11 protein-coding genes are annotated in these 11,397 nt (G+C 52.0%); 8 read left to right on the top strand and 3 right to left on the bottom strand.

All coding sequences use genetic code 11. From position 1 onward, the window contains the following. The first annotated feature begins 12 nt into the window (after positions 1 to 12). The 5 genes from DWV16_RS11075 to garR all read left to right on the top strand — a co-directional run bounded on the left by DWV16_RS11075 (position 13) and on the right by garR (position 5,407). The gene (locus DWV16_RS11075; RefSeq protein ID WP_118479274.1) at positions 13 to 1,074 is read left to right on the top strand and encodes a DctP family TRAP transporter solute-binding subunit; all 1,062 of its coding nucleotides are present in this window, start codon (positions 13 to 15) and stop codon (positions 1,072 to 1,074) included. A gap of 72 nt (positions 1,075 to 1,146) precedes the next feature. Beyond that, positions 1,147 to 2,502 carry a M20/M25/M40 family metallo-hydrolase gene (locus tag DWV16_RS11070; protein ID WP_118479272.1) on the top strand — a complete coding sequence of 452 codons (1,356 nt, stop codon included), beginning with the start codon at positions 1,147 to 1,149 and terminating at the stop codon, positions 2,500 to 2,502. A gap of 139 nt (positions 2,503 to 2,641) precedes the next feature. After that, positions 2,642 to 3,436: an HpcH/HpaI aldolase/citrate lyase family protein gene (locus DWV16_RS11065; protein WP_118479270.1), complete on the top strand. Its 795-nt coding sequence runs from the start codon at positions 2,642 to 2,644 to the stop codon at positions 3,434 to 3,436. A gap of 31 nt (positions 3,437 to 3,467) precedes the next feature. Beyond that, positions 3,468 to 4,445, top strand: a complete 978-nt coding sequence (locus tag DWV16_RS11060; RefSeq protein ID WP_118479269.1) for an NAD(P)-dependent oxidoreductase — start codon at positions 3,468 to 3,470, stop codon at positions 4,443 to 4,445. 77 nt (positions 4,446 to 4,522) lie between these two features. Then, complete coding sequence (garR, locus tag DWV16_RS11055; RefSeq protein ID WP_118479267.1) at positions 4,523 to 5,407, top strand: 2-hydroxy-3-oxopropionate reductase; 885 nt, start codon at positions 4,523 to 4,525, stop codon at positions 5,405 to 5,407. A gap of 184 nt (positions 5,408 to 5,591) precedes the next feature. Here the strand turns inward: garR and DWV16_RS11050 are convergent, their stop codons facing one another. From DWV16_RS11050 to DWV16_RS11040, 3 genes are all read right to left on the bottom strand, one after another. Further along, complete coding sequence (locus DWV16_RS11050) at positions 5,592 to 6,350, bottom strand: DeoR/GlpR family DNA-binding transcription regulator (protein ID WP_255420065.1); 759 nt, start codon at positions 6,348 to 6,350, stop codon at positions 5,592 to 5,594. 100 nt (positions 6,351 to 6,450) lie between these two features. Then, positions 6,451 to 7,332 (bottom strand): L-ribulose-5-phosphate 3-epimerase, encoded by an 882-nt coding sequence (locus DWV16_RS11045; RefSeq protein ID WP_066454297.1) that lies wholly within the window; start codon positions 7,330 to 7,332, stop codon positions 6,451 to 6,453. Continuing rightward, entirely contained in the window at positions 7,333 to 8,229 is an 897-nt protein-coding gene (locus DWV16_RS11040) for a DMT family transporter (RefSeq protein ID WP_118479263.1), read from the bottom strand. Between the two features lie 242 nt (positions 8,230 to 8,471). Between DWV16_RS11040 and DWV16_RS11035 the strand changes: the two genes are divergently transcribed. The 3 genes from DWV16_RS11035 to DWV16_RS11025 are packed head-to-tail and all read left to right on the top strand — an operon-like array spanning position 8,472 to position 11,317. Beyond that, positions 8,472 to 9,392, top strand: coding sequence for a 6-phosphogluconolactonase (locus tag DWV16_RS11035; protein ID WP_066454307.1), 921 nt, complete (start codon positions 8,472 to 8,474; stop codon positions 9,390 to 9,392). Positions 9,393 to 9,433: 41 nt separating this feature from the next. Continuing rightward, the gene (locus DWV16_RS11030) at positions 9,434 to 10,348 is read left to right on the top strand and encodes a 6-phosphogluconolactonase (RefSeq protein WP_118479261.1); all 915 of its coding nucleotides are present in this window, start codon (positions 9,434 to 9,436) and stop codon (positions 10,346 to 10,348) included. An 18-nt stretch (positions 10,349 to 10,366) separates the two neighbouring features. Beyond that, positions 10,367 to 11,317: a PfkB family carbohydrate kinase gene (locus DWV16_RS11025; RefSeq protein ID WP_118479259.1), complete on the top strand. Its 951-nt coding sequence runs from the start codon at positions 10,367 to 10,369 to the stop codon at positions 11,315 to 11,317. The last annotated feature ends 80 nt before the right edge of the window (positions 11,318 to 11,397 follow it).

Raw genomic sequence — 11,397 nt, 5'->3', positions numbered from 1 at the left:
AGGACTATCACGATGAAAAAACTGTGTTCCATCCTGTTGGCGACTGCACTTTGCATGGGGGCGCTCGCCGGATGTGCATCCAGCCCGGGGACTTCCAACACTGCACCGGCGGCATCCGGTGGGGCGGCGGCTCCTACGGAAGACGACCAATATGAGAAACTGAACCTCAAAATCAGCACTTCTTCAGCGGATCTGGATATCGCAACCTTGGCAGCAAACCGGTTCGCGGAGCTTGTGGAGGAAGCAAGCGGCGGGAAGATTACCGCAAAGGTCTATTCAAACTGTCAACTTTCAGGTGGCGACCAGGCTAAGGGCATGGAGTTGCTTGTTTCTGGCGGCAGCTACGAGATGGCGGTTTTCTCCGGATCGGTCATCAGCAATGTCGACGTGCGCTTTTTGACCCACTGGATCCCGTTCTCCTATAACGGATATGAAGAGGTCAACAAGGTGCTGAACGGTACCGGTGGAGAAGCTTACGCCAAATTACTCGCGGAGAAAGGCGTGGTATGGATGGCAGGTCTGCACAACGGTCTGCGGCATATCACAAACAACAAGAAGGAAATTAGGGCCCCGGAGGATCTCAGAGGCATGAAAATCCGTATTCCAAACGGTGAAGTCCCGATGGAAACCTTCAAGGCATTTGGTTCTGATCCGGTTGCAATGAACTGGAGCGAGGTGTTCACCGCGCTCCAGCAGGGGACGATTGACGGACAGGAGAACGCCTATTTTAACTTTGACTCCAATAGCCTTTCCGATGTGCAAAAGTATATCACTGAGTGTGGATGGAGCTATGATCTGTTTGCTTTTATGGCGAATCAGGCCGCGTGGGATGAATTTAGCGAGCCCACCCAGAAGCTCCTGATGGAAAAAGCAGCGGAGGCGGCGCAATATGGACGGGAATATCAGGAATCGCTCGAAGTGGAACAGAAGCAGAAATTCATCGATGCGGGCGTGACGATCTCGGAATTGACCGACGAGCAGCGACAGGCATTCGTAGATGTGGTCACCCCCGTCCGACAGAAGTTCATTGAGAAATTCGGTTCGGAAATCTGCTCAGCTTGGGGAATCTCGTAATCCGGCATCATAAAACGGCAATCCGGCACGCCGTCCCAAGCGGTGTGCCGGACATACGATAAGGAGACAGAGATGAAAGAAATTTTTTCCTTTATTGAGCGGCGAAAAGAGGCTTACCTTGCGGAACTGTTCGACTTTATCCGCTGCGCGGGGGTGAGTTGCAGTGGGGAAAATATGAGACAGGCCGCCCAACACCTCTGTGGGATCCTGCGGCGAAGCGGCGCAAAGCGGGTGCAGATTCTACCGACCAGTGGATTTCCAGTGGTTTACGCCGAATGTATCACGGACGAACGGCTGCCGACCATGCTCATCTATGGACACTATGACGTCCAGTCCGCCTCAGATCTCGAAAAGTGGGCCAGTAATCCTTTTTCTCCGGAAATCCGGGATGGCAGAATTTACGGCCGGGGCGCAGCGGACAACAAAGCGCAACTCTTCGCCCATATCAAAGGCCGGGAAGCATATGCTGCTGTAAAAGGAAATCTGCCGGTCAATGTAAAGTACCTCTTTGAAGGCGAGGAGGAGATCGGCAGCCCGAGTTTGCGAAGCTTTGTAGCGGAAAACTGCGAACTGCTTCGCTGCGACGTTTGTTATTATTCGGACGGCGGGTATCATGACAGCGGCCTGCCAATCCTGATTCTGGGGGTCAAAGGCAGCTTTTATGCTGAAATCACACTGCAAGGCTGCAAACAGGAGACGCATGCGATGCGCGCCCCTTGTTTGCCAAATCCAGCTTGGCGGATGGTGGATTTACTTGCTTCGGTGCATATGCCCGGAGGAAGAATTGCAATTAAGGGCTTTTATGACGCTGTTCGTCCGCCGTCAGCTGAACAGCGTGCAGCCGCCCGTAAGATTCCGGTGAACTCAGCTGCGTTGAAAGAAAGTTATGGGATCGCCCGGTTTCTTGGAAAGGGGGACGGGAGCGATTATTATGAACGGCTGATCTTTGAACCGGCGGTAAACCTTTGTGGGATACAGGGTGGCTATACCGGCCCGGGATTTCGCAACATCATTCCCCGGTCGGTGACGGCACGACTGGATGTTTCACTCGTACCGAAGCAGGAGCCGGCGGATATCTTCTCAAAGTTGCGGCGACATCTGGATGAGAAAGGTTTTGCGGATGCCTCGCTGCAAATGATTGGGGGTGCCTTCATTCCTGCGCGCATGTCCTTGGACAGCGCGTATGTAAAGGCTGCCCGGCAGGCAGTGCTGGACGGATTCGGTGTCGAGCCAATCATTTTTCCGGGAGTCGGAGGTGCCGGACCGAATGACGTTTTTCTCACAACTCTTGGCGTGCCGACGATTGGAATCCCATATGCGAATGCCGATCAGAACAATCACTCATCGGACGAAAACATTCTTCTGGACAGTTTCTGGAAAGGGATTGCCGCCTCTGCAGCGCTCATTGGAAAGCTGGCGGAAAGATAAAAAATCGCTATGTAAACGGTATGGCGAGGATTTTCATTTCTTAATATATAAGAAAATAGATATATATTTTTAATAATTATAATAAAAATAATATATCTATTTGAAAATAAAAACAGGCAAAAGGAAAGGAGATATCCATATGCAGCGCAAAGAAAACAAATTGAGGGAACTCTTAAAAACGAATAAGCCTACCTTGGCAACACGCATCAACAGCACCTGGCCGTATATCACCGAGCTTGCTGCCTCCAGCGGCGTCTTCGACTATATCGAATTTCTGGCTGAATGCGGCCCGTTCATTGTGCGCGACTTGGAAAATATGGTCTTGGCCGCCGAAAGGCATAGCGCAGGTTCCATCATCAAGCTCGACTATCAAAACCGTTCCTATACCATGCAGAAGGCGTTGGCGGCAGGTTATGATGGTATTCTGCTGTGCGACCATACATCGGCGGAGCAGGTGCGGGAATCGATCCACTTCATCCGTCCAAGTGAGCCGGGTGGCGGATGCTTCGGACATCCCGGCGGACGTTTCGATATGGATGGGACCGGCGGACTCGGAATGGCGGATTATCGCAAGATGCTCAATGAAACGGTCATCCTGGTCATGATCGAGAAAAAACAGTCGCTGGAACAGATTGATGAGATTCTTTCAGTGCCGGGTGTGGATATGGTGCAGTTCGGGCCGTTCGACTACTGCCTGAGCATGGGCTGGGACCCGGGCGAAAACCGCGAGGATGCGAAGGCTGCTGAACGCCGGATGATCGAGGCGGCCTTTAAGCATGGAGTGCAACCGCGCTGTGAGATCAATACCGCCGCCGAAGCACAGTATTATTATGACCTGGGTATCCGGCATTTCTGTCTGGGCGACGAGGTGGGAACCCATATTCGCTTCTTCAATACCGATGGAAAGTCCGTTCGTAACCTGCTCGGGCGATAACCTGAAAGCTGACTGAAAGGGAGGTCAAATCATGAAAAAGATCCTGCTTACCCATAGGATACCGGATGAATGTGTAAGCCCGCTCCAAAAGGAATTCGAAATCGTAATGCCTGCGGATAAAGCGGCCTTTTCCACGAGGGAACTGGAAGAACAGATCGTGGATGCTTCTGCGCTGGTAGTGGTCAATTGCGACGCGCGCCGCCCGCTGCTTGAAAAAGCCGGACCGGCTTTCCAAGCGGCGGGTACAATCAGCGTGGGTTATGACAGCATTGACTGGGCTTATTGTACCGAACAGGGCTATGCGGTGGTCAACACTCCAACTTCGCTGACCCATGCGACCAGCGAAATTGCCATCGGACTGATGCTCAGCGCGATGCGGAATATCACCCGCCTTGATAGAGAGCTGCGCAAGACTCTCACCTGGACGACTGATTCCTTCTTTCCGAAGGGAACGGTTTCCCCGAATGGAAAAACTCTCGGTGTGATCGGTTTTGGTAGGATCGGCAAATGCGTCGCTCAAAAAATGAAAACGTTCGGCATGAACATTCAATACTTCGATGTGGTGCGCGCATCCGCGCAGATCGAAGCGGAATATGAAGCCAAATTTGTTTCGCTGGAAGATCTTCTGAAAACGTCCGATGTGGTGACACTGCATTGCCCGTATTCGAATCAGTTCCATCACATGATGAATGAGAAAACCTTCGCGCTGATGAAGCCGGATGCCTATTTCATCAATGCCGCGCGCGGTAAGCTGGTTGATGAACAGGCACTGATCGCAGCTTTAAAGAGCCATGTTATCGCGGGAGCTGGAATCGATGTTTATGAGAACGAGCCGTATCCCATCCCGGAACTGGCGCAGCTGGAAAATCTCGTGATGACGCCGCATATTGGCTCAATGGCCTATGAAGTCCGCGTCCAGATGGGGCTGGAGTGCCTAAATGGGATTGCCGGGGTCTTGCGTGGGGGGATTCCATACAATGTCGTGAATCGAGAAGTACTGCAAAAATAACCCTGTACATTAAGAATTCGCCCGCATGCCGGAAAGGAATGCGGGCACCCCCTTTTTCATGAACAGGAGTGATCAGATTGAAAATTGGTTTTATTGGGCTGGGAATCATGGGAAAGCCTATGGTAAAAAACTTGCTGAAAGCCGGGTACGAGGTATTCGCATATGATGTAGTTACAGCGAATCTGGAGAATGTAACGACCGCTGGCGCAAAGGTTGCCGTTTCATCGAAGATGGTCGCTGAATGCTGCAGAATCATTATCACTATGCTGCCGAACTCCCCACACGTTAAAGCAGCTGTTTGCGGAAAAAACGGCGTGCTCGAAAGCGCCAAGAGAGGGACGATTCTGATTGATATGTCGTCGATCGCGCCGCTCGCTTCGCAGGAAATCGCCAAAGCGTGTGCGGAAAAAGAGGTCAAAATGCTCGACGCGCCAGTTTCCGGTGGCGAGCCGAAAGCGATTGACGGGACGCTTTCGATTATGGTTGGCGGCGACCGGACGGTATTTGAGTCGGTGAAGGAACTTCTGCTCACGATGGGCGCTTCGGTGGTTTATTGCGGCGGCATTGGCGCGGGCAACACCACCAAGCTGGCTAACCAGGTGGTGGTTGCCTGCAATATCGCAGCCTGCGCCGAAGCGTTCACTCTGGCGAAAAAAGCTGGAGTTGATCCACAGCTGGTATTTGAGGCAATCAGGGGCGGTCTTGCTGGTTCCACAGTGATGAACGCCAAGGTCCCGATGATGATTGAAGGCAACTATAGACCGGGCTTCAAGGTCGATCTACACATCAAGGATCTGAATAATGCGTTGGAAACCGGTCATGGCGTGGGTTCACCGCTGCCATTGACGGCTCAGGTCATGGAGATGCTGCAAACCCTGCGCGCGGACGGCTACGGACAGGAGGATCACAGCGCGCTCTCCAGATATTATGCCAAGGTTTCCGGTGAGAAAATTGGAATGTAACCGAGAAAACTAAAAAATGGGACGCCAGGAGATCCAGCCTGACGTCCCGTTTTTTATGATCATCGCGATTGGGACTTGTTTTTGGAACAAACAAAAAGAACGAAACCTCGGCAGAGGCTTCGCTCTTGTAATTGTAGTGGATATCCACCCATCCAATACATCTAGTGACTCGACCGCGAGATCGTCAGGGGCTGATGATGTGCAGGCCTTTATCCCTGAATTTTTGAAGCTCGGTCTCATTGGTGACGTCCGTAACCAGGTGGGAGATCTTGTCCAGTTCCGCAGCCTGATAAAAAGCGCGGATGCCGAATTTGCTCGAGTCCATCATGACATACCATTCTTCAGACAGCTGCGGGATGGTGCGGGTGACGTGGGCGCTTAGCATATTGTTAACGGTCAAACCGATCTCGCTGTCAATGCCAACGCCGCCGGAAAAAGCCTTATTGACAAACAAGCCGCTGACCAGCTTGCTGAAATTGGCGTCATAGGCTGAAAAGAGGCCGTCCGGGGTCATGACAATTTCCCCGCCGAGAAGCACGATGTTCTCCACATGAGGCTTGAGGATGCTCAGTGCGGAGACATTGTTGGTGATTACGGAAATGCCTTTTACTTCCTTGATTTTTTCCGCAAAGGAGATGCAGGTGCGGCCAGAGCCCAAATAGATGAAATCGCCGGGGCAGACGTAATCTTTTGCAAGATCAGTGACGATATCAATCCTGTCGGGAATCAACAGCGGAGGCTGAGAAGGCTTGGAGTTTGCCGAAGCGTCAACCAGGATGGCGCCGCCATGCGTGCGGGTAACAATACCTGCATCCTCCATCATGTCAAGATCCTTTCGGATGGTAACAATGCTGACCCCCAAATATTCAGCCAGACTCTTGGTAGAAGCGGCCTGATTTTCTTTAAGGTACGCTTGTATTTTTATAAGTCTGTCATGCTGCAACAAAGAATTTGCCCCCTAAATACGATTTCTTTCATATTATTTCATTATATTCACTTTGGTAAAAAAAGCAAGTAAAAAACAAAAAGGTTGCTTTGGGATCTCATGGATTCCGCACAGCGCCGTAAAACTGCCTTTCAATGAAAGCTTTGGCTTCTTTTATCTGCATTTTTGCATCGCCGCCCTCCCTGTGCCACATCTCCATGGTATAGGGTCCACTGTACCCCAAACCTTCCAGATAAGCGAAAATTCCCTGAAAATTTACACAGCCTGTGCCAAAGGGAACGCGCTTGAAGCAGCCGGGTCCTTTTTCACTTTCTTTTTGCGTTTCTTTGATGTGTATGGCGACCATTTCGTGTTTCCCGAGACTGAGCTCATAAAACACATCGTTTTCCTGCCACGCCGAGAGGTTGCCCACATCGGGATAAACCGTAAACCAAGGGGAGGGGAGTTGCTTTTTGTACTCCATATAGCGGCCGATACTGCTCATGAGCTTGGTGTCCATGATCTCCATGGCGAGCATGACCTGATACCTTGCGGCCATGGCACAGGCATCTCTGAGCCCCTGGAGAAAAGCTGCCAGGCTTTCCGGGGTGGAAGGCTCATAATACACATCGTAGCCCGCCAGCTGAATGACGCGGATGCCTAGCCTGTGAGCGAAGCGGATGGCGCGTTCCATGATATCATAAGCCCTTTGACGGACCGTTTCATCGGCGCTGCCGAAAGGAAAGCGCCGATGGGCACTGAGGCATAGGGACTGCGGGCGCAGACCGGCGGAGGTTATCCTGTCCAAAAGCGTGTCCTGTTCTTTATCGGTCATATAAAGCCTTGCGATTCGTTCATCCGTTTCATCGACCGATATTTCAACATAATCAAATCCCAATTCCTTTGCCAAGGAAAATTTTTCCCAGAGCGCGATCCTGTCCGGCATCGCCTTTTCATAAAGCCCCAAAAGATGTCCGCCCAGCACAGAAAATCCCTCCATTCATACGCGTTTTTCCACCTGCATCCGCGCGTCGGCCTGCCTGCCGGCGTTGCATTCCATGACGACAATACAAAAGAGCAGCAGTGCGGTCCCGATCCAGGCGCGGGAGGAAAAGTACTCATGAAACACGAGCTTCCCGCCGATCAGGGTAAAGACGGGAATGCTGGCAAAAATGATGCCGGTATGCACAGCGCTGGTATAGCGCTGTGCATAGGCCTGGATGTAGGTCGCAAAGGCAGTGCTTATAATGCCCGTCCACACGATGCAAAGCCAGCCGGAGGCAGTGCTTGGCAGGCGGATACCGGAAATGGGCAGAGCGGTTAGGATACCGCACAGGGCCATGACGGCGAGGGGGCCGACGGTCAATGCGACGGGATCATCCCCCATTGCAAGATATCTTTCGACGAGCAGGATCTGAAGTCCCGCCAGGGCGGAACTTGCCAAACAGATCCACATGCCGGTGCCATATTCCATATGATTGCCGATGGTGATCAGGCAGATGCTGATAAAGGCGCCGGTGATGCAGAGAAGCGTCTTGCGTTCAAAGCGGCGGTGCATGAAAAGAAAGGCGATGATGGGGATCGCGATGGTCTGCAAGCTTGTCAGAAAGCCCGCGACACTGACCGGGGTCATCGAGATGCCGCCCGTGCAGGTCACATGGGCGAGGTAGGTGACAACACCCACGATGAGGACGTGCTTTCTGGCATCTTTTGAAAAGATGCCCCCGCACCTTTTTCGAAAAATGATAAAGGACACAAGGAAAGCCAGCAGAAAGCGCAGGGCGATAAAATTGAAGACGGCAAGTTCCTGGGTGGCAATTTTCAGAACAACACTGGTAACCCCCATAATGACCGCGTAGAGCAGCAATAATAGATCCGCGGAGAACTGTTTGTTCATAAAGCACCTCCCGAACGACGCAACGAAAGCAATGTAATAAATACGATAGCAGACAGGAAACTAAATGTCAACAAAAGAAAACAACAATTGGAGATAACGCACAAGAATAAATAATTTGCTTTATAAAAAAGAGAGAAAAAGAAAATATTAAGTTGACTTTTTATGAATAACAGAGGTAAAATAAGGGCAATCACAAATCTAATTGTTTTATAAAAGAAATAAAACGAAAGGAAAAGATAAAAATGAAAGAGTACGTCATTGAGAAAGAGGAGCTTTTCAAATGGTGTTCCATCCCGGTCGATCAGCTTGAAAATCATCCGGATAGCAAAGTCAAGCTTACGATTAAGGATACAAGACAGGAGGCCATGCGCCTGGCCGGCAACATGATGGCCGACGAAGTCATCAAAAATAACGCAGCCGGCAAACCCACCAGCTGGGTCCTGCCATCCGGCCCTGCGGATCAGTTTGATACCTTTATTGACCGGGTCAACAAGGAAAGAATCAGCCTCAAGAACCTCACGATTTTCCACATGGACTACGTCCTTGACTATAACTCCCGGGTTTACCCGCTGGGTAATTACTACGAAAGCGCGCACGGCAGGATGCTCTATCGTTTCTACAATAAAATTGATCCTGAACTGAATGTTCCCGAGAGCCAAAGGATCTGGCCCCGCATCGAGGATCTGGACGAGATGGATCGGATGATCGAAGCCATCGGCGGCGTTGACACCGTCTGGGCGGGCGTTGGTTACAAAGGACTGGTGGCGTTCTGCGAATCCCCGCACGATTCCTACCAGCGCATCACGCTGGAGGACTATGAAAACATGAAAACCAGGATCGTTGAGCTCAACTACGACACCACTATCGCAACCAGCCAGCGCAGCTTCGGCGGCTGTTATGACCGGGCTCCGTTCCAGGCGGTCACCATTGGATTTAAGTCGATGCTCTCCGCGAAGCGCTGCGTCGCGATGATCTGCACCGGCGAGTGGAAACAGACAGTTCTCAGGGTCCTGATGTTCAGCGAGCCCACCTTAGAGTATCCCGTAACCCTGTTCCCGAAGCATGTTCCCGAGGTCATCATTCTGGCCGACCGCTTCACCGCGACGCACCCCATGTCCAAGGGCGAAATCGTCCTCTCCGCGGAGAACACTGAGAAGCACTGAATCGGCTTCGCTTTCACACTAATATTAAAGGAGAATCAGCCATGGAAGTTTATAAAATTTCTCATGAAGATATGCTTAAATGGTGCTCTATCCCGCAGGAAGAGCTGGTAAACCACCCCGACAGCAAGGTGGATCTGAAAATCTTTGAAAACCGCAGGGCGACCATGGAAATGGCCGGCAACATGATGGCCGACGAAGTTGCTAAAAACAATGCGGAAGGCAAGATCACCAAGTGGATCCTCGGTTCCGGGCCGGAAGACCAGTTCAAAACCTTTATCGACAGAGTCAATAAAGAAAGGATCAGCCTCAAAAACCTCTACATATTCCACATGGACTACGGCATTGACTGGAACTCCCGGGTCTATCCGGAAGGCAATAACTACAACAGCCCGCAGGGACGGATGAAGGTCCGTTTCTACGGCAAGATCGATCCCGAGCTCAATGTGCCGGAAGAACAGCGCATCTGGCCCATGCTCCAGGATCTCGATTATGTGGATAACAAGATCGAAGAGCTGGGCGGTGTTGACACGCTGTGGGCGGGTATCGGCTACAAGGGCCTGGTCGCGTTCTGCGAATCCCCATCGAACCCTTATCAGCGTGTAACCGAGGAAATGTACATCAACATGAAGACCAAGGTCGTCCACATCAGCAATGAAAAAATTGTTGAGGCCAGCCAGCGCGTTTTCGGCGGCTGCTACGACATGATCCCGCATCAGGCGGTCACCATCGGTATGAAATCGATGCTCACCGCAAAGCGCGCGGTCTGCATGATCCCAACCGGCGAGTGGAAACAGACGGTTCTCAGGGTCCTGATGTTCAGCGACGCAACGCTCGAGTATCCCTGCACGCTGCTGCCCAAGTACATCCCGGAAGTCGTGGTGCTTACCGATCAGTTTACCGCAACGCATCCGCTGAGCTTGGACGAAGTCCCTCTGTCCGTCGAAAACCAGAGATAAATCTTTGGAGGAAAGAGCATGAATAAAAACGGCGCAATCGTTCTGAACAATATTGGCGGCGGGATCAACATCTGGGTCGACCACCTTCCCTCGGTGGGCGAGTCGGTCATGGGATACGGGTTCGAAGTGGGCGAAGACCTGGCGAAAGGCGGCAACGTTGCGGTTGCCATCCAGCGGCTGGGCATCCCGACCGCTATCATCGGCAAGCTCGGTTGTGACGAAGCGGGCGACCGCGACGCCAACTGGCTGCGCGAAAGCGGCGTCAACTGCGAATGCCTGATCCAGTCCCCCGAGGCAAAGACCGGTCAGGGGCTGGGGATCAACGAGCGCGAAACCGGGCGCAACCTCATTGTCACCGGCGAGAGCAGCAGCAAATGGCTGACCAGGGAAGAGGTTGACAGCGCCTTGGAGAAACTTTCTCCCGCCGCATTCTTTATAACCGGTTTTGAAATCAAGGAAGAACTTGTTCTGCCTGCGGCAAAAAAGGCAAAGGAACTGGGGATGAAGGTCGTCCTCAACCCCAGCCCTCTGCCCCGGCTTACCATGGGGGAACTGCCTTACGTCGACTACTTCGTGGTAAACGATATTGAAGCCAAGAAACTTCTGGGAATGCCTGAAGAGGGGCCTCTCGACGCAAAACAGGCCTGCCTTGACCTGCAAAAGAAGTACAAGTCCCCCAATATTATCATCACCCTCGGCGGCAACGGCTATGCCGGCCTGGCGGAGGATCACTTCTTCTGCGGCGAACAGATCCCCGTTTCGCCCATCATCGACACCAGCGGCGCCGGCGATGGATTCCTCTCTGCAATGGTTACAAATCTTTATTGGGGTAAAAATCTTGAGGACGCCTGCAGATGGGCGAACAAATACGCGGCACGGGTTGTCCTGGTGGATGGTACGCTGAAGGGCTACTCTACCGTGGCGGAACTCGAAGCGTTCTACAAACAGCGCGGCGAAAGCCTTGACTAGTCCCTTAACCTTACGGTTAAAAATAAAGCCTGCAAATAAAAAGTCAAGCTCCAAAGCGGGCTTGACGAAAGAAAATGTTG

It is taken from the genome of Anaerotruncus sp. AF02-27 (assembly GCF_003465835.1).
Taxonomy (GTDB): Bacteria; Bacillota; Clostridia; order Oscillospirales; family Ruminococcaceae; genus Anaerotruncus; species Anaerotruncus rubiinfantis.
The sequence above is the reverse complement of the archived record's forward strand: the minus strand, read 5'-3'. Positions and strand labels throughout refer to the sequence as shown.